16 protein-coding genes are annotated in these 17,746 nt (G+C 65.3%); 14 read left to right on the top strand and 2 right to left on the bottom strand.

Annotated features, from left to right (window positions below; translation table 11 throughout):
• The first annotated feature begins 38 nt into the window (after window positions 1-38).
• The 10 genes from NO934_RS02575 to NO934_RS02530 all read left to right on the top strand — a co-directional run bounded on the left by NO934_RS02575 (window position 39) and on the right by NO934_RS02530 (window position 10,439).
• On the top strand, window positions 39-3,791 hold the full coding sequence (locus tag NO934_RS02575; RefSeq protein WP_309162075.1) for a glycoside hydrolase/phage tail family protein: 3,753 nt from the start codon (window positions 39-41) through the stop codon (window positions 3,789-3,791).
• A complete protein-coding gene (locus NO934_RS02570) occupies window positions 3,788-4,732 on the top strand; it encodes a DUF2793 domain-containing protein (RefSeq protein ID WP_309162074.1) in 945 nt (314 codons plus the stop codon). Before NO934_RS02575 ends, NO934_RS02570 begins: the two co-directional genes overlap by 4 nt.
• Window positions 4,733-4,784: 52 nt before the next feature.
• The gene (locus NO934_RS02565) at window positions 4,785-5,534 is read left to right on the top strand and encodes a glycosyl hydrolase 108 family protein (RefSeq protein WP_309162073.1); all 750 of its coding nucleotides are present in this window, start codon (window positions 4,785-4,787) and stop codon (window positions 5,532-5,534) included.
• Window positions 5,535-5,550: 16 nt separating this feature from the next.
• Window positions 5,551-5,766: a hypothetical protein gene (locus NO934_RS02560; protein ID WP_309162072.1), complete on the top strand. Its 216-nt coding sequence runs from the start codon at window positions 5,551-5,553 to the stop codon at window positions 5,764-5,766.
• Window positions 5,756-5,998 carry a type II toxin-antitoxin system PemK/MazF family toxin gene (locus NO934_RS02555; RefSeq protein ID WP_309162071.1) on the top strand — a complete coding sequence of 81 codons (243 nt, stop codon included), beginning with the start codon at window positions 5,756-5,758 and terminating at the stop codon, window positions 5,996-5,998. Before NO934_RS02560 ends, NO934_RS02555 begins: the two co-directional genes overlap by 11 nt.
• Window positions 5,999-6,148: 150 nt before the next feature.
• A complete protein-coding gene (locus NO934_RS02550; RefSeq protein ID WP_309162070.1) occupies window positions 6,149-6,448 on the top strand; it encodes a hypothetical protein in 300 nt (99 codons plus the stop codon).
• 23 nt (window positions 6,449-6,471) lie between these two features.
• Window positions 6,472-7,131, top strand: a complete 660-nt coding sequence (locus NO934_RS02545) for a response regulator transcription factor (protein ID WP_309162068.1) — start codon at window positions 6,472-6,474, stop codon at window positions 7,129-7,131.
• The gene (locus NO934_RS02540) at window positions 7,131-8,492 is read left to right on the top strand and encodes a HAMP domain-containing sensor histidine kinase (protein WP_309162067.1); all 1,362 of its coding nucleotides are present in this window, start codon (window positions 7,131-7,133) and stop codon (window positions 8,490-8,492) included. Before NO934_RS02545 ends, NO934_RS02540 begins: the two co-directional genes overlap by 1 nt.
• Before the next feature lie 99 nt (window positions 8,493-8,591).
• Entirely contained in the window at window positions 8,592-9,062 is a 471-nt protein-coding gene (locus NO934_RS02535; protein WP_309162066.1) for a hypothetical protein, read from the top strand.
• Between the two features lie 183 nt (window positions 9,063-9,245).
• On the top strand, window positions 9,246-10,439 hold the full coding sequence (locus tag NO934_RS02530) for a hypothetical protein (protein ID WP_309162065.1): 1,194 nt from the start codon (window positions 9,246-9,248) through the stop codon (window positions 10,437-10,439).
• On the opposite strand, the gene NO934_RS02525 is transcribed toward NO934_RS02530, so the two are convergent.
• Entirely contained in the window at window positions 10,434-12,404 is a 1,971-nt protein-coding gene (locus tag NO934_RS02525; RefSeq protein ID WP_309162063.1) for an FAD-dependent oxidoreductase, read from the bottom strand. The genes NO934_RS02530 and NO934_RS02525 overlap by 6 nt on opposite strands.
• Window positions 12,401-13,459 (bottom strand): hypothetical protein, encoded by a 1,059-nt coding sequence (locus tag NO934_RS02520; protein ID WP_309162062.1) that lies wholly within the window; start codon window positions 13,457-13,459, stop codon window positions 12,401-12,403. The genes NO934_RS02525 and NO934_RS02520 overlap by 4 nt, the downstream gene beginning before the upstream one ends.
• 139 nt (window positions 13,460-13,598) lie before the next feature.
• Here NO934_RS02520 and ccmI point away from each other — a divergent pair, with 139 nt between their 5' ends.
• The 4 genes from ccmI to NO934_RS02500 are packed head-to-tail and all read left to right on the top strand — an operon-like array spanning window position 13,599 to window position 17,568.
• Complete coding sequence (ccmI, locus tag NO934_RS02515) at window positions 13,599-14,678, top strand: c-type cytochrome biogenesis protein CcmI (RefSeq protein ID WP_309162061.1); 1,080 nt, start codon at window positions 13,599-13,601, stop codon at window positions 14,676-14,678.
• Window positions 14,679-14,680: 2 nt separating this feature from the next.
• On the top strand, window positions 14,681-15,124 hold the full coding sequence (gene ccmE / locus NO934_RS02510; RefSeq protein WP_309162059.1) for a cytochrome c maturation protein CcmE: 444 nt from the start codon (window positions 14,681-14,683) through the stop codon (window positions 15,122-15,124).
• Between the two features lie 6 nt (window positions 15,125-15,130).
• The gene (locus NO934_RS02505; protein WP_309162058.1) at window positions 15,131-17,107 is read left to right on the top strand and encodes a heme lyase CcmF/NrfE family subunit; all 1,977 of its coding nucleotides are present in this window, start codon (window positions 15,131-15,133) and stop codon (window positions 17,105-17,107) included.
• Window positions 17,104-17,568 (top strand): cytochrome c-type biogenesis protein CcmH, encoded by a 465-nt coding sequence (locus NO934_RS02500; RefSeq protein WP_309162057.1) that lies wholly within the window; start codon window positions 17,104-17,106, stop codon window positions 17,566-17,568. The genes NO934_RS02505 and NO934_RS02500 overlap by 4 nt, the downstream gene beginning before the upstream one ends.
• Window positions 17,569-17,746 lie beyond the last annotated feature (178 nt).

Raw genomic sequence — 17,746 nt, 5'->3', positions numbered from 1 at the left:
GAGCGATCAAGCTAACACCAGCAAGAAAGGTATAATTCATGGCGACACTTGCGCTTTCATTGGCTGGGCAGGTCGTGGGCGGGGCGATGGGGGGGCCGGTTGGCGCGACGATCGGGCGGGCGCTCGGGGCGTTGGCGGGGAATGCGGTCGACAATGCGCTCTTCGGGGAACGGCCGAGCCGGGCCCAGAGCGATGTACGGCTGACGGGATCGAGCGAAGGCGGGCCGATCCCGCGAATCTATGGCTGGAGCCGGGTGTCGGGGAATATCATCTGGGCTACCGAGCTGGAACGGATCGCGGCGGAGAGTTCCGGGATCAAGGGATTCGGGCGGAGCGCCGAGGAGGGTGCGATCGCCGCGAGCTTCGCGCTGGCGCTGTGCGAGGGCGAGGTGGCCCATCTTGGGCGTATCTGGGCGGACGGTAAGGTGCTGGAAACCGACGGGCTCGATATCCGGTTCTATCGCGGCACGAACGATCAGGAGCCGGACGGGTTCATCGTGGCGCGGCAGGGGGCGGCGCCGGCTTATCGCGGCATTTGCTATCTGGTGTTCGAGCGGCTGGATTTGACCCCGTTCGGCAACCGCATTCCCAATATCTCGGCGGAGATCTGTCGGCCCGTGGGGGATTTGGAGCGCGATATCCGCGCGGTGTGCGTGATCCCGGGCTCGACCGAATTCGGGTATGATCCGAAGCCGAGGGTGCGGGTGCTGGGGCCGGGGCGCAGCGAGGCAGAGAACTGCCATCTGAGTGGTGCGCGATCGGATTGGGACATCTCGATCGACGAGCTGGTGGCGCTGTGCCCCAACCTCGAACATGTGGGGCTGGTGGTCTCCTGGTTCGGGACCGATCTGCGGTGCGGCGAGTGTTTGGTGGAACCTCGCGTCGAAGGCCGGGACAAGGAGGTCAAGGGCACGCGTTGGTCCGTCGCCGGGATCGGGCGGAGCGCGGCCAATGTGGTGAGCACGCATGAAGGCGGGCCGGCCTATGGCGGGACACCCTCGGATGCGGCGGTCAAGGCCGCGATCGCCGATCTGAAGGCGCGCGGGCTCAAGGTGACGCTCTATCCCTTCGTGATGATGGATATTCCGCATGGGAACGGGCTGGCCGATCCCTATACGCTCGGGGCGGGGCAGCCGGCCTATCCCTGGCGGGGGCGGATCACCTGCCATCCGGCGCCGGGGGTTCCCGGATCGCCGAATGGCACGAGCGCGGCCGCCGGGCAGGTGACCGCGTTCATGGGCAATGGGTATCGCGAAATGATCCTGCACTATGCACGGCTGGGCCGCGATGCGGGCGGGATCGATGCGATGCTGATCGGCTCGGAAATGCGGGGACTGACCTGGGTGCGCTCGGGAGTTTCGAGCTTTCCGTTCGTCGACGCGCTGCGTGAGCTGGCAGGGGAAGCGCGTGCCATTGTGGGGGCGGCGACCAGGATCACCTATGCGGCGGACTGGTCGGAATATTCGGGACTGCAACCGGAAAATGCGCCAGGGGACAAGATCTTTCATCTCGACCCGCTCTGGGCCGACGACAATATCGATGCGATCGGTATAGACAACTATATGCCGCTGGCCGACTGGCGGGACGGGGAGAGCCACAAGGATGCCGAGGTGGCGGGCTCGATCCATGATCTCGGCTATCTCAAGGGCAATATCGCGGGCGGCGAGGGGTATGACTGGTTCTATGCATCCCAGGCCGATCGGGAGGCGCAGGTGCGCACGCCGATCAGCGACGGTGCGCATGGGGAAGATTGGATCTGGCGCTACAAGGACCTGGAAAATTTCTGGAGCCAGCCGCATCACGACCGGATCGGGGGTGTGCGGAACGAGACGCCGACGGCGTGGGTGCCGTTTTCTAAGCCATACTGGCTGACCGAGCTCGGATGCGGGGCGGTGGACAAGGGGCCAAATGCGCCCAATGCGTTTGGTGACCCCAAGAGCACGGAGGATGCGCGGCCGCCCTTTTCGAGCGGGACGCCCGATCCGCTGGTCCAGCGGCAGGCGCTCAGGGCGTGTCATCACTATTGGCGCGAAGCGGCGCACAATCCGACCTCGCCTGTCTATGGCGGGCGGATGCTCGACACCGGCAGGATTTATCTCTGGTGCTGGGACGCCCGGCCCTATCCGGCGTTTCCGGGGATGGCAGAGGTGTGGTCGGACGCGGCCAATTACGAGACGGGGCACTGGCTGAACGGGCGCCTGGGATCGGCAGGAGCCGATGAACTGCCCGCCGCCATGGCAAAGGATTTCGGCGTGACGGTGAGCCGGATCGACGCAAAGCCGCCGCTGGTGCGGGGGTTGGGTGTGGAGGCGGTCGCCAGCTTGCGCGATGCGTCGGCAAGCCTCGTCGAGGCTCTGGGGCTGGCGGTCCTCGATACGGACCAGGGCATCGCGTGGCGGCGCGGGGATGCGCGGGAGGTTGCAACGCTTGCGCGTGAGGATCTGGCGGTGACCGATGGGGCGCTGCTGTCGCGCAAGCGGAGCGATCCGGCGGAAATGGCCGGGCGGTTGACGCTCAATTACTTCGACAGGGACCGCGACTATCAGACCGCTTCGGTGCTGGCGGTTTCGCCCAAAGGCGAGCGCAATGCGGGCGTGGAGACCGGGCTGGTGCTTGACCCCGCCGATGCGCGGGCGGTGGCCGAGGGGATGCTGGGCGCGATACGACGGGCCGGGGACACGCTGGAACTGGCGCTGCCGCCGTCGCTGATGGCGCTGGAAGCGGGGGATTTGATCGGCGTCGATGGCGTGGCGGATGGGCCGTTCGTTGTCGATGCCGTGCGGGACGGGGCGATGCGCAGCGTATCGGCCTCGGCGCGTGGGGAAACCGTGGTGGGAACGATTGCCGCTCCGCCACGGCGCGTGCCGCAGATGCGGCCGCCAATTCCGGTGACGCCAGTGATTGCGGTGGCGCACCTGCCGGCGGCTGATGGCGGCACCGAACTGGTGGCGGCAGGATTTGCCGAGCCGTGGCCGGGAAGCGTCAGCCTGCGCCATGCGGGGACTGGCAGCGAGCTTGGAGTGCTCACGGTGCCGGGTACGCTGGGCGAACTGACGCTGGAATTGGGGGAAGGGCCGCGCGGCGTTTGGGATCGGGCCGGGGAACTGGAGGTGAGACTTTATGGCGGGCATCTGGCATCGGCGGAGCCGCAGACTGTGCTGGCTTCGGCGAACCGGCTGGCGGTTTTGACCGATGCGGGGCACTGGGAGGTCGTCGGGTTCGAGCGTGCGGAGCTTGTCGGACCTGCGATCTATCGGCTGACGGGACTGCTTCGCGGGCTGGACGCGACGCGATCCGAGGTGGCTGGGGTCGGCAACCGCGTGATGGTACTCGACCGGCACTGCCTGCGAGTGGCGGCCCCGCACGGGGCTTTGGGCGATCGGCGGGCGTTTCGGGCCTATGCAGGGCTGCGGGATGCTGAAGGCGTTGAGCTTGGCGTGGACGTGGATATCGGCACGGCTCTGCCGCTGGCGCCGGTGCATCTCAAGGCCAGCCGCAATGCCGGCAGCGGTGACGTGGTGCTGAGGTGGATGCGGGGCAGCCGGATCGGGGGCAATGCCTGGACGTTCGCGGACGTGCCGCTCGATTTCTCCCCGGAGCGGTATCGGGTGACGATTGCCGATGGGGAAACGGTGGTGCGGGTGGTGACGGTGGGAGAGGTCGGATTGATCTATCCGGCCACCGAGCAGGTCGCCGATTTCGGAGCGCTACCCGCGACGTTCGGATTCGCCGTCGAGCAGATCAGTCCGGTGCTGGGGCCGGGCCATAGGGCACAGGGAGTGTTTTCATGAGTGAAACCGAGCGGCTCGGACTGCCGCTGATCGCGCCCGAGCAGGCGCAGAAACATGTCACGCACAACGAAGCGGTGTTGTTGCTCGACGCACTGGTGCAATTGCGGCTGGACGGGCTGGCGGAAACCGTGCCGCCGGAGGAGCCGGCGGGGGCGGTGACGTATGCCATCGGGGCCGGTGCGACGGGCGTCTGGCAGGGAAGGGACGGGGAGGTCGCCGCCTGGACCGAAGGCGGATGGCGGTTCGCGACGCCGGCGGAGGGTTGGCTGGCCTGGGATAAGGGCGCGGGGCGGGCGGTGGTGTTCCGCGCGGGCGGCTGGCGGCCGCTGTTGCATGGCGTCGATGAGCTTGGGGTGGGCACCGACCCCGACGGAACCAACAAGCTGGCGGTCCGCTCGGAGGCGGCGCTGTTTACGGCCGTGCCGGCGGGCGAGGGCGGCAATGGCGATGTGCGGCTGACGCTCAATAAGGAAGCGGAGGCTGACAGTGCTACGGTCATTTTCCAATCCGACTGGTCGGGCCGGGCCGAGATCGGGCTGTCGGGCAATGACGATTTCGCATTCAAGGTCAGTGGTGACGGGGCGGCTTTCACGACGGCGATGACGCTGGCGGCGGGCTCTGGCTTCGCGACGTTCGGCAGCTTTGCCGGGTGCGCGGTGAGTTTCCCGACCGTCGCCGGCGGTGTTCTGGCGACGTCGACCGGGTATGTGGTGCCGGCGCCCGAGAGCGGGACTTCGGATGAGGTTCTGACGATCTCGGGGGGATTTGACGGGGCGGTGCTGATCGTCACCGGCTCGACAGGGCGAACGCTGACGTTTCGCGACGGGGCGGGAAATTTGAAGCTCGGGGGCGACCGCGTGCTCGACAATTTCGAGGACAGCCTGATGCTGGTCAGGCGCGGGGGCGACTGGATCGAATTGTCCTTTTCAGACAACGGCTAACGGCGTTCGGCGCACGGCCCCATCCAAACACAATCACAAGGAGAAAACGCCTATGCCGGCTTCGCGCTGGACCCGTTGCCTTGCGCAGATTTTGAAACATGAAGGTGGGTTCGTCGACCATCCCTCCGATCCCGGCGGCGCCACCAATATGGGGATCACCCACAAGACGCTGGCCCGCTGGCGGGGAATCGAGCCCTGGTGGGATTTGCCCAGGAGCGAGGTCGAGGCGTTGGGGCGGAACGAAGCTTCGGCGATCTACAAGGCGCTCTATTGGGAGCGCTGCAAGGCGGGATCGTTGCCGGCGGGGGTGGACCTGGCCGTGTTCGACTACGCGGTCAATTCCGGACCCGACCGCGCGGTGAGGACGCTGCAGGCGCTGGTGGGCGTGGTGCAGGACGGGTTCGTGGGACCAATAACCCTCGCCGCCGTGCAAAAGCGCGACCCGCGCGCGCTGGTCGAGGCGCTTTGCGACCAGCGGATGGGCTTCCTGCAGCGGCTGACGCACTGGGCGGCCTTCGGGCGCGGCTGGACGAACCGGGTCGCCGATGTGCGCGCGGCAGCGCTCGCCGATATTGCGCTTCTTCTTCCTTCTCAACCAACCGATGGAGTTTACGACATGGCCTTTCTCGATGGCTACAAGACCTACATTGTCGGCGCGCTGATGCTGGCGGCCGGCATCGCGCAGGCGCTGGGGATCGAGGTTCCCGCTTTCGGTGAGTATTCGGGCGCCCAACTGATCATGGAAGCGTTCGCGGTGATCTTTTTGCGGCGGGGGCTCAAGAGCGAGTTGGGGAAGGTGTGAGCTGCCAGGTCGCCAAATGGGGAAACAGCTACGCGCTGCGAATTCCCGCCGCCATGGCGAAACGCTCAACGTGACCGAGGGATCTAAGGTCGATCTCTCGGTGGAGGGCGGTGCACTTATCGTGCGGCCTGCGCGCGGGCGCATCAGACTTGCCGACCTCTTGGCCGACGTCAGCCAAGACAATCTGCACAGTGAAACGCCCACCGGTAAAGCGGTCGGCAATGAAATCTAGCCGTCCCTACGTACCTGACCGGTACGATGTCGTCTGGCTCGATTTCGATCCACAGCCGGGGCGGGAGCAGGCTGGCAGGCGGCCTGCTTTCGTGCTTTCGCCAGCGAGCTACAACCGGTTGACCGGGTTGTCCGCGGTTTGCCCGATGACCAACCAGGTCAAGGGCTATCCTTTCGAGGTGCTGATGCCGGAAGGTACAAGGTGGGCGGGGCCATTCTCTCCGATCACTTGAAGTCGCTCTCCTGACGGGCGCGAAACGCCGAGTATATCTGCGCCTGCCCCGAAGTTGGCGATGCAGTTCTTGCGCGTGTCAACGCCCTGCTCGAGGGAGAGTGACCAACGTTCATTTGCAGTTCAGCAATCGATCGCTAAAACTGGGCGTATGAAAAGCACCCTCCTGATCCGACTCACATCGCTGGTCCTGGCCTTGAGCCTCCTGTCTCCGCTGGCAGCGATGCCTGTTGCGGCGCAGGGGGCGTGCTGGGACAATTCCGCCATTCAAGCGGCGCTGGCCGAGGGGCGTATTCAGCCGGTAGCGGCGGTGCTTTCGCGCGAGGGGATCGATCCTTCAACCGAGGTGCTGAGCGTCAAGGTGTGCGAACAGGGTGGCGGCCCGGTTTATGTGCTTGCGGTGCTCGAAGCCAATGGGCAGGCGCGCAATCTGACACTGAGTGCGCAATAGATAAAAAGAGCGGGCGGGCAAATATGCGTATCCTTGTTGTCGAGGACGACGAAAATCTCAACAGGCAGCTTTGCCAGGCGCTGACAGATGCCGGCTATGTCGTCGATACGGCGACCGATGGCGAGGAAGGCCATTTTCTGGGCGATACCGAGCCCTATGACGCGGTGGTGCTCGATATCGGGCTGCCGCGCATGGATGGGATTTCCGTGCTCGAAGCCTGGCGGCGCGAGAACCGGATGATGCCGGTGCTGCTGCTGACCGCGCGCGATCGCTGGAGCGACAAGGTTCAGGGCATCGATGCTGGCGCCGACGACTACGTGGCCAAGCCGTTCCATATGGAAGAAGTGCTGGCGCGGCTGCGGGCGCTGGTGCGGCGGGCGGCAGGGCACGCCTCGAACGAAATCACCGCCGGACCGGTGCGGCTCGACACCAAGGCGGGCCGGGTGACCGTGGACGGGCAGGCGATCAAGCTGACCAGCCACGAATTCCGCCTGCTCGCTTACCTCATGATGCACCGGGGCAAGGTGATTTCGCGCACCGAACTGACCGAGCATCTTTACGATCAGGATTTCGACCGCGATTCCAACACCATCGAAGTGTTCGTTGGACGTTTGCGCAAGAAGCTGCCCGAGGACCTCATCCAGACCATCCGGGGTCTCGGCTACCAGATCCTCGCGGATTGATGAAGAAGGGCTCCATCGCCTTCAGGCTGTTCTGGCTGTCGGCCGGGTGGCTGGTCGTCGCGCTGGTCGCGACCGCCTTTCTTTTGACCGAGCTCTATTCCCAGGCACTCGATCGCGACCTCAACGAGAGCCTCGATTTCCAGATTTCCTCGCTGGTGGGGCAGACGCTGGAAGAGGACTCGCCGGCCTCGAGCGAGATCGGGCTTTCAGATACGCGCTTTTCGCGCCCGACCTCCGGCTGGTACTGGCAAGTGCGCGATGAAGCCGGAGCGCTGGTCAATTTTTCCCCCTCCATGGTCGGAACGGTGCTGCCTGAACTGGCCGGCGCTTTCAACGCGCAAGGCACGCGGTCGGGCCTTATTGCCGACGATTACGGCCAGACGCTTAGGGCGGTGGAGCGCTGGATCACGCTCGATGAAATCGGGCGGTTCGTGATCACCGTCACGGGAAATTATTCCGACGTGGAAGGTCGCGTGGATGCCTTCCGGGGGCAGGCGATCATCGTTCTGGCGGTGGTTGGGATCATTCTTGCCGCCATGAGCGGCATGATCGCCCGCTTTGCCCTGCGGCCCATCGAGCGGCTGCGCGAGGCAATCGAGGCGGTGCGCGAGGGCGACAGACCCACCGTGGAGGGCGCATACCCCCAGGAGATCGCGCCGCTCGCCGAAGAACTCAACGAATTGCTGCGCTCCAACACCCAGATCATCGCGCGGGCGCAGGCCCAGGTGGGCAATCTCGCCCATGGACTCAAGACGCCCCTTGCCGTGCTGCGCAACGAGGCCGATGGCGGCAAGTCCACGCTGGCAAAATCGGTACTGCACGAAACCGACAATATGAGCCGGATCGTTGCCACCTATCTCGACAAGGCGCGGCTCGCCGCGCGTTCGAGCGTGGTCGGCAAGCGCGCCGATACGCGGGCGGTGCTCGAAAGGCTGGGGCGGGTCATGGCCAAGCTCAACAAGCAATGCGATCTTGCCGTGGATCTGCCCAAATCTGTGCCCTGGTTCCGGGGCGACGAAAGTGATCTCGAGGAGATGGCGGGCAATCTTCTCGACAACGCCTGCAAATGGGCGCGTTCGGAAGTGCGGCTTTCGGCGCGGGAGAGCGGGGAGTCCGGGAACCGGAGCGTCACGATTGTCGTTGAAGACAATGGACCGGGTCTGACGGACGCAGAAGCGGAGCAAGTGTTGCGCCGCGGTGTCAGACTGGATGAAAAAACGCCCGGGAGCGGGCTGGGGCTCGATATCGTCAAGGAACTGGTAGACATCTACGGCGGAGATTTGACGCTGAGCCGATCGGCCCTGGGTGGTCTTAATGCTACCCTGCGGCTGCCGGCTGCTCGAACAGGGGCCCGGACATAGGGCTGAGAAGTGCCCGAGCCGAACGCAATTTGGCCTCAATGGCCGACAAGAGAAACCGACGAGGACCGGAATACGTCCGTTATTGAAAGGTATTGCGAAATGAAAATGTTGAGGGCCATTGCACTTGTTTCGCTGGCGCTGGTGGTGGCGGGCTGTAGCCGCACGACGACGTTCCAGGCGCCCAGCCAGGTTGCCACGCCGCAGCCGGCGGTCCTGACGCCTGCGCCCGAGCCCGTACAGCCGACCGACTCGACGCCGATCCAGCAGGCGCGTCTCGATCCGGGCAGCTATGACTATATCGACGGCGCCGCGCTCAGCCAGCTCAGCACCGCCCAGCGCAGCGCAGCCAACGATGCTCAGTTCTATGCGCTCCAGTTCGGCCGTCCCGGCGCCCCGCGCACCTGGTCCTCCGGCGGCGCCTCGGGGCAGGTTTCGGTGGGCCCCTATGTTCGCGTCAACAATCTCGATTGCCGCGAATTTTCCCATCGCGTGACGCTCAACGGGCAGACCTACACCCGGTCTGGCACGGCCTGCCGCGAAGTCGACGGCGCCTGGAGCGTTACGGCTTAAATCCGATCCGTACCAATACAGATATCGGGCGTCGCGATTGCGGCGCCCGATTTTTTTAAGGCGCCACAAAGATTTTTTTACCGCCTGCGTCTAGAGTCGGAGCTTCGATTCCTCGCTCCCAACTCAGCTCGAATTTTCATGCCTCTTGCCGACAAACTTCATGGCGCGAAGAGTTCACAGCGGATGCCCGCTGGTGAAGACAGCCGGATGAATGCCGCGCGGGACGCATTTCTGGGCGCACTCTCGGGCGTGCTGGTGGAACCGCCGGTGTTCCATTTCTTTGCCGGAGCGATCGAACGCGATGCTGCCAGTTCGATATGGGCCTGGATGGCGCGCGACATCGCCCAGGCCGAGGCGGCTCGGTTGGGTGATGCCATCGAGGCGGGCGCCGATCCGCTCCAGGCCTTCGATGAGGTGCTTCCGGACCTGCTCGGTCGGCTCAAGGAGAACGCAGCGGCCGAAAAAGAGGATCGCGAACTCGAACGGCGCAACTCCATGCAGTTGGGCGGCGAAGAGGCGCGCAGGCGATTGCCGAGCGTCATCGTGGCCATGCGCCGCCGGCCTTTGCTGGTGCAGGCGGAGCGGTTCGGCGTGGCGGTCGGGACCATTGCCGATGAAGCGACGCTGGCGGCCGCGCTTCAGTCGATCTCGATCACCAACCCCATAACTCACGCGCTGTGGATGCAGGCGATGGTCGGCCAGATGGCCAATCCGAGCCGGGCCATGGCAGCAGCGGTGGTCATCGCAGGCGGAAATTCGGAAAGCCGCATTACCAATGCCGGCTATTCACCGCTTGTCGAGGCCGTGCTCAGCCATGCCCAAGGCCAGATCGGCAAGCTGGCGGGTCAGTCCAATCTCTTTTCCGATATCGATTTCGTCTGCAGATCGATCGACCGATTTCACCGCCTTATGCGCGCGATCAACTCCACCCTGGAGATCGAGCGACGGTCGGTATGGGGCGCGATCATTGCCGATCTCATCGGCAAGCTCTCGGAGCGGCTCGAACGGCCGATGAAGGAAATCACCATCAATGTGAGTCAAGCCCTGCGCCGGCCGCGCGACGGCAACGACCGGGTCGATGCCGATCAGATTCTTGCCGCGCTGAACGGGCTCTATCTGCTCACGACAGTGCGGCAATCGCGGGATTCGCTGGCGGTCAATGCGTTGCTCGACCAGGCCTGGACCGAGACCGGGCAGGCGGTGGAGGTGCTGGTGACCCGGGCACTCGATCACTACCGCGCCAATCCCGGTGACGCGGCGGCGCGCGAACGGGTTGAAGCAGGGATCAAGATGGCCGAAATCCGTTTCAATGCGGAGTATGCCGAGATTCTGCGCCGGGCCCGCGACAACGCCGAACGGCGGACCGCACCGCTATAGCGATCGATCGAAGCGGGCAGGGATGGTCTTTTGCCCATCTCGGATATAGACAGTGCCGTCGTCGGATATGCGGCCTTCCACCAATGCGCGCAGGGCGCCGGGCTCTCCCGAAAGAATGACGCCCACGGCATCGAGCGGGGAATAGTGATCGGTGTTGGCGAAGACGAGGCAACCGGGATCGAACCGGCGCGGTTCGTCCGATACCAGCGTCTTCTGCACTTGCGCGCTTGCGAACCGGTGTTCGAGATAGGGCGGAACGCTCTCTGCGGCATGCCGGTGAGGAGGATGGGGCGCATCCGAGGGCACGAGCGCGCGGGGCAGGACGCAGCGTTCGGCACTCAGGGCGGTGGCAAAGGCGGGATCGAACTGCCCTGCCGCTATGGCGCCGGCCAATTCGAGCGGCGTGAGTGCGCCCCCGGGCGGAAGCGGCTTTCCCGAGGCCAGCGCGGCGAGGCTGCCCCAGCCGCGCGTGCGGGGCGCATCAAGCACGCGCGTGGCACCGGGCGCCACGAAGGCGGGTGGCTGGTTGGACCGGACGGGCCCGGCAACGGTCAAGGCGCCGTCCGGAGTTTCGAATATTGGGTCGATCTGGGGGTCGTCCGCCGGCCGGTCCAGGCCGCCCAGCGCGACTTCCAGTGCGATGCGTCCATGATCGACGCACCCGGCAAGGCTGGCATAGCCCGCGGCGCTGCCAGCGAGCACGATGCGGTCGAGCGTTCCGCTGGGGGAGAGGCGCTGCGTGCCTCCGGCCCAGGCAACCTCGCCGCCAGCTTTCACCCAAAGATCGAGATCGGGCTGCCAGCCGCCTGAAACGATGAGGCGGTCGCAAACGGCAGGATCGTCGGCAATGGCACCGGTTTCAGCATCGGCCGTGACAACCGCGAGACCTCGGCCCGATGGCATGGCGCCGGCGACGGCCACGCCCCAACCGAGCCGATAGCCGTAGGCCTTGCAGAATTCGATGAAACGCGTTTGCGGATCGATGCGAGGATCGGAAGTGCGCAGGATCTCCTTGCCGCTGGCCGCGCCCAGCAAAGCCATGCGGTAGCCGACATTGGTGGCGGTGTGGATGAGCGCGTTATCCCCGGGCCAGACATTGTAGCGAGCAGCCATGCGCCAGGCAAAGCTGGCCTCGACGACTCCGGGGAAACGGTTGCCGGCAAAGATCGGTATACGGCCAGCAGCGCCGGTGGCGAGCACGACGGTTTCGGCGGAGATGGAGATACGCTCGGGCTGGGGAACCGCGCCGTTTCGGATGACACGGACGGCCTCGATCCGGTGATTGCTCAAATCGAAAGCCAGGGTGCCCAGAAGCAGCGTCACCAATCCCGACGATCCGATTTTTGTGGTGAGTTCGCCGATCATATCCTCGGGTGCGGGTTCGCCATCGGCCTTGCCGAAGAACACCGACAGCCCGCCCAGGGTGGCTTCCTTTTCGACGAGGCAGACCCGTAGACCGCGTTGGGCCGCGGCAAGAGCAGCGGAAAGTCCCGCCACGCCTCCGCCCACGACGGCAACGTCCGTGGTGATCGTGCGGGTAGCCGGCGCATCGATCCAGGCTCCCGGATCGGCTGACCCGGAACGATAGACAAGCCCAAGAGAATCGCGGCGGCGCATGAGGAGCCTGAGTACGGATGCGGGCCTGTCCGGTCTTGGACCAAGGGTTAACAGCGACGCGCCGTCTATCGCCGGGCAAAGGGCCATGGGCATGGCGAGATCGGACCGATCCTCCTGGCCCGCAGGCGCGATGGCGGGTGCGGTATGTTCATCGAGGGCGATGGGATGCCCCGCGAAAACGCCGGCCGAGCCGACCCCGCTGGCGAGCAGCGCCGACAATACCGTATCGCCCTCGAAACCGGCGATGGCGTAACCGTTGATCCGGAAGCGCAGGGGGCGCGACCGGTCGATCACGGGACGGGAGAATTCGGGCGGCAACTGCCCACCGAGCCGGGCCGGCTTGCTCATGCTCCACCCCCAGGAAGATGTCCCGGCACCACTTCGGCGATATCGCGGCGCGGCTGCCTGCGGTCCGCGCCATGCGCGGCTGCCCACTGGGCGTCCGTACCGGTCGCTTTTTCCGCAATGATGGTGGCAACAAGCGGCGCCAGAACGATATCGAGCGGGCCAAGGCCGGCGATGATGAACAGCCGCCCGCGTCGGGTCGGGCCCAGCACGGGAGCGCCGTCATGAGTAGCGAGACGCCGGAAATGCGCGCGGGCCGCAAGGCGGGGGGCGGGATCGAACGGCAGGGCCGCGGCGATGCGCGCTATCCCCAGCGTGTCGTCGTCCCGCGCCGCCGCGCGGACGATTCCATCGCCGGCCTGGGCGAAGATCGCGCCGCTATCGAGGTCCATGCCCACCCGGTAGCGATGGTGGCGCTGGGGCGCGGTTTCGATGCCGATCCATTGCTCTATACGGGCGAAATGGGCGATTTCATCGGGTTCGAGCCAATCGATGATCGCCGCGTCATCGGCCAGAACGACCTGATCGATCGTCGTGGTCCCGAAGCTCGCGCTGCCGTCGCGCTTGAGCTTGAGCGCGCCCGTCGAATTGACCAGGGCGACGTTGACCGAGGCGAGCCAAGCGGGGGCGGCGGAAAGAAGAAGCGAGAGATTGAATGCCCTGACGTCGCGCAGGGTGAGAACCGAAGCGGAGGCGGTTCTGACGGGCGGGTCGATGGGAAAGCCGAAGCCGTCGGCGGTGCGATAGATATGGCCGAGCGCGATGGCGGCATCCGCCGAGCGGGCGCTGAGCTGCATGTCGATTCGCTCGCCGATACCCGGAGCAATTCGCATCAGCCGCCGAACGGCCGGGCGAGTGTAGGCGCGCAGCAGCGACCACGTCTGCGGACGGGCGATCGGCGCGAGCGTGAGGGAAGGGACGGCACGCAGGAGGTGTGGATTGGGGGGTGGGCCGAGGAGCACAACGGCTCGTGAGTGGTCAGCAGCCAACAGGCCTGCTAGAAGCCAGGCGAATGGCGAGGCGCCGACCACGGCAATGGTTTTCGATTGCTCGGTCATAAGCGTCGGGCCGGCCTTTCAACCTGCCGCGCGGCGGATAGCGGGTGCGTCAAAAACGCGCCAATTCCCTGACTGCAATCCGCGCGGGATTGGCCTATAGAAACGGTATCTCATTGGTTTTCAAGGGTTAGCCTCACACTTGTTCTGGATTTTCGCGATATTGCTGGTTCTCGTCATCATTGGCGTGCTGATCCTCGGCCTGCGCGGCGTCGGCCGAGCCAGGGAAACGGCGGAGACGACGGACGCCTCGCACGCCTTTTTCCGCGACCAGCTCGACGGAATCGATGCCGATCTTGCTGCGGGCCGGCTGTCCGAGAGCGAGGCGACCGCCGCACGCGCCGAGCTGGCGCGCGAGGTCATCCGATATGAAAAGGAAAATCCCTCCCCGGCCAAGCTGGGTGGGGGCAGGGCCATTGTTCTTGCGGCGCTGCCCGTGGTCGCGGCGGTCAGCCTGGGGCTTTACGCGTGGATCGGCCGCGCCGATCTGCCTGCGATGCCGCTTGCCGGCCGGGACTTGCCGGCGGAGGCCGAACTCGATCTCGAAGCGGCGATCGCGACCGTCGAGGCGCAGATGGTCCAGACGCCCGATGACGTGCGCGGCTGGCTGGTGCTGGCGCCGATCTATATGGAGCAGGGGCGTTTTGCCGAGGCCGCCAATGCATGGCGGCGCGTGCTGGCGCTCGAGCCCCCGACCGCCGATCGGCAATCGAGCCTGGCCGAAGCCCTGATCATGGACAACAACGGCGAGCCGACCGACGAGGCGCTTCAATTGCTGCGAAGCGCCGTGGCGGCCGATCCGACGCACATCCGCTCGCGCTTCTATCTCGCAGGTGTATTGACCGGAACCGGGGAATACCAGGAAGCCGTTTCCCTGTGGCAGGAATTGCTGGCGCTCGGCACAGGCGAGGAGGCCTGGATCGGCACCGCGCGAGCCGGATTGGCTACTGCTCAGGCCGGGATCGAGGGCGAAACGCTGGGCGACAGCGAGCCCGATGCGACCATGGACGTGATGATTCGCGGCATGGTGGATGGATTGGCGGCGCGGCTCTATGATGAGGGCGGCACCGCCGAAGAATGGGCGCAGCTCGTCCGCTCGCGGCTGGAGCTTGACGGCGAGGACGCGGCGCGCGAGGACCTCGAACGCGCGCTCGCCGCACTTTCGGGGCAGGACCGGGTTGCGCTCGAGGATTTCGGGCGCGAGATTGGATTGACGGAGTAGAGATGGCCTGGACACGCAAGCAAAAGCGCCTTGGCATCATAGCCGGGCTGGGCCTGGTGCTCGCGCTGGCGGCGGGATTGATCCTGACCGCGCTGCGCGACCAGATCGTGTTCTTTTATTCGCCCACCGAGATCGCCGAGTCGGGAATTGCCCCGGGCACGCCCATTAGGCTCGGCGGGCTGGTGCTCGAGGGAAGCTGGGAACAGGAAGGCGAAAGCAATACGTTCGTCGTCCATGACGGAGCCGGTCAGATGACCGCCCACTATACCGGCATCCTGCCCGACCTGTTCCGCGAAGGGCAGGGCGTGGTGGCCGAAGGCAGCCTGCAGGCTGACGGGAGCTTCCTGGCCACCAACGTGCTGGCCAAGCACGACGAAAACTATATGCCCCGCGAAGTGGCGGATTCCCTGCAGGAGCAGGGCGTCTGGCAGGGCGAGGAAGGATAATCGGCCATGACCATCGAGCTGGGACATTTCGCGCTTATTCTCGCTTTCGTTCTCGCCATCGCGCAGGCCGGCATCGGCTTTGCGTTCTGGCGCGGAAGCGAGCTGGTCCAGCGTTTCGTGTCCCAGGCGGCGGTGCTGCAGTTCGCGCTGGTGGGGCTGGCCTTTGCCGCGCTCGTCCAGGCCTTCGCGGTTTCCGATTTTTCGCTGGAGCTTGCGGTGGCCCATTCCCACTCGCTCCAGCCGATGCTCTACAAGATCACCAGCGTCTGGGGTAACCACGAAGGCTCGATGCTGCTTTTCGTGCTGATCCTGGTTCTGTTCGGCGCTGCGGTGGCCGCCTTCGGGCGCAACCTGCCGGGCGATCTCAAGACGCTGGTGCTGGCCAATCAGGGCCTGATGGTGGCCGCGTTTTCGGGATTCGTGCTCTTCACCTCCAATCCCTTCTGGCGTGTCGATCCTGCGCCGATTGATGGGACCGAGCTCAATCCGGTGCTGCAGGATATCGGGCTCGCGATCCATCCGCCGCTGCTCTATCTCGGCTATGTCGGTTTTTCGATCTGCTTTTCCTTTGCCGTTGCCGCGCTGGTTTCCGGCCGGATCGATGCAGCATGGGCGCGCTGGGTGCGGCCCTGGACGCTGGCGAGCTGGGCGTTCCTGACCCTTGGCATCGCCATGGGCTCGTACTGGGCCTATTACGAGCTGGGCTGGGGCGGCTGGTGGTTCTGGGATCCGGTGGAAAACGCCAGCTTCATGCCCTGGCTGTCGGGCACCGCGCTGCTCCATTCGGCCATCGTCATGGAAAAGCGCAGCGCGCTCAAGATCTGGACGATCTTTCTGGCGATCATCACCTTTTCGCTCAGCCTGCTCGGCACGTTCCTCGTGCGCTCGGGCATTCTGACCTCGGTGCATTCCTTTGCGTCCGACCCGACCCGCGGCATGGTGATCCTGACCATGCTGGGCCTGTTCATCGGCGGCGCGTTTGCCCTCTTTGCGCTGCGTGCTTCGGCCTTGAGGCATGGCGGACTGTTCGCCCCGATCAGCCGCGAAGGCGCTCTCATCCTCAACAATCTGTTCCTTTCGGCGGCAACGGCCGGCGTGCTGATCGGCACGCTCTATCCGCTGGTTCTCGAATCGCTGACCGGCCAGCGCATTACCGTCGGCGCGCCGTTCTTCGACCTGACGTTCGGGGCCCTCATGGTGCCGCTGTTGCTGCTGATCCCGGTGGGCCCGTTCCTGGCCTGGAAGCGCGGTGACCTCGTCGCCGTCGGGCAGAGGCTGATGGCGGCGATCATCGCCACGGTCGTGCTGACGCTTTTGGTCTTCGGCTTCATGGGCTTCCCGGTCAGCCTCGCGCCTATCGGGCTCGGCATCGGCATCTGGGTGATGGTAGGTGCGATCGCCGAACTGGCCGATCGTGCCGCGATCGGCCGCGTCAAGCTCGGCCAGAGCTGGGCGCGGCTCAAGGGACTGCCCCGGACCGCGTGGTCGACGGCGATCGCCCATTTCGGCGTCGGCGTGTCTGTCATCGGCATCGTCTGCGCAACGGCGTTCCAGACCGAGATCGTAACTTCCATGCGTCCCGGCGAAGCCATGGAAATTGCCGGTTACACCGTAACCTATGAGGGCGAAGCCCAGGTGAGCGGCCCCAACTTCACTGCCGAGCAGGGCAGCTTCACCATTACCTCGCCTTGGGGTGGGGAACGCGCGCTGACGTCGGAACGCCGGGTCTATGCAGTGAGCGGCACGCCGACCACCGAGGCGGGTATCCGGACCTACGGCTTTAGCCAGATGTATGTGCAGTTCGGCGAGCGGTTCGGTGCTGACGGACGCGTGGTGCGCCTCTGGCACAAGCCCTACGTGCTGCTCATCTGGCTGGGCGCGGTCATCATGGCCGGGGCCGGCTTCCTTTCCCTCAGCGATCGCCGCATGCGGATCGGCGCGCCGGCTGGGGCTAGGAAACGGGCAGCGGAGGCGGCGGAATGAAGCGTCTCGTTGCGGGATTGCTGATGCTTGCGGCGCTCCTTGCGCCCATGGCGGCGGGGGCTGTGCAGCCTGACGAGGTTCTGAGCGATCCGGTGCTCGAAGAACGGGCGCGTTCCATCTCGGGAAACCTGAGATGCCTCGTCTGCCAGAACCAGTCGATCGACGATTCCGATGCCGAGCTGGCGCGTGACCTGCGGGTGCTGGTCCGCGAGCGGCTGGTGGCTGGGGATACCGACACCGAAGTCTATGATTTCGTGGTGGCGCGCTATGGTGAGTTCGTGCTGCTCAGCCCGGTCTTTGCCGGCCATACGATCATTCTCTGGGTCGCCACTCCCATTCTTCTGATCGGTGGGTTGATCGCGCTGGTCGTTTGGGCGGTGCGCCGCCGAAAGCCCGTGCCCGCGCCTGAGGGGCTGTCTGCCGAAGAGGCCAGGGCGCTCGAGAAGCTTCGCAAGAGCTGAGCGGTCCTCATGCGATGGGCCAACCGGCGGGGCAGTGCGCCCTGCCGCCAACGGCTTTTTCAAAGCCACACTTCCGCCCGCTCCATTACGAAGTTTTAATGTAGGCGCAACTGCGCGGAAAGACGCGACTTACTACATACACCGCAACACCAAACCCAAGGTGTGTATGAGAGAGGAC

Source organism: Pelagibacterium sp. H642, assembly GCF_031202855.1.
Lineage (GTDB): Bacteria > Pseudomonadota > Alphaproteobacteria > Rhizobiales > Devosiaceae > Pelagibacterium.
Note: the sequence above shows the minus strand (reverse complement) of the source record. Positions and strands in the feature narration are given on the sequence as shown.

Coding starts and splice junctions, on each gene's coding strand:
- NO934_RS02575 (WP_309162075.1), top strand. CDS start 39: ATGGCGACACTTGCGCTTTCATTGGCTGGGCAGGTCGTGGGCGGGGCG.
- NO934_RS02570 (WP_309162074.1), top strand. CDS start 3,788: ATGAGTGAAACCGAGCGGCTCGGACTGCCGCTGATCGCGCCCGAGCAG.
- NO934_RS02565 (WP_309162073.1), top strand. CDS start 4,785: ATGCCGGCTTCGCGCTGGACCCGTTGCCTTGCGCAGATTTTGAAACAT.
- NO934_RS02560 (WP_309162072.1), top strand. CDS start 5,551: ATGGGGAAACAGCTACGCGCTGCGAATTCCCGCCGCCATGGCGAAACG.
- NO934_RS02555 (WP_309162071.1), top strand. CDS start 5,756: ATGAAATCTAGCCGTCCCTACGTACCTGACCGGTACGATGTCGTCTGG.
- NO934_RS02550 (WP_309162070.1), top strand. CDS start 6,149: ATGAAAAGCACCCTCCTGATCCGACTCACATCGCTGGTCCTGGCCTTG.
- NO934_RS02545 (WP_309162068.1), top strand. CDS start 6,472: ATGCGTATCCTTGTTGTCGAGGACGACGAAAATCTCAACAGGCAGCTT.
- NO934_RS02540 (WP_309162067.1), top strand. CDS start 7,131: ATGAAGAAGGGCTCCATCGCCTTCAGGCTGTTCTGGCTGTCGGCCGGG.
- NO934_RS02535 (WP_309162066.1), top strand. CDS start 8,592: ATGAAAATGTTGAGGGCCATTGCACTTGTTTCGCTGGCGCTGGTGGTG.
- NO934_RS02530 (WP_309162065.1), top strand. CDS start 9,246: ATGCCCGCTGGTGAAGACAGCCGGATGAATGCCGCGCGGGACGCATTT.
- NO934_RS02525 (WP_309162063.1), bottom strand. CDS start 12,404: ATGAGCAAGCCGGCCCGGCTCGGTGGGCAGTTGCCGCCCGAATTCTCC.
- NO934_RS02520 (WP_309162062.1), bottom strand. CDS start 13,459: ATGACCGAGCAATCGAAAACCATTGCCGTGGTCGGCGCCTCGCCATTC.
- ccmE (WP_309162059.1), top strand. CDS start 14,681: ATGGCCTGGACACGCAAGCAAAAGCGCCTTGGCATCATAGCCGGGCTG.
- NO934_RS02505 (WP_309162058.1), top strand. CDS start 15,131: ATGACCATCGAGCTGGGACATTTCGCGCTTATTCTCGCTTTCGTTCTC.
- NO934_RS02500 (WP_309162057.1), top strand. CDS start 17,104: ATGAAGCGTCTCGTTGCGGGATTGCTGATGCTTGCGGCGCTCCTTGCG.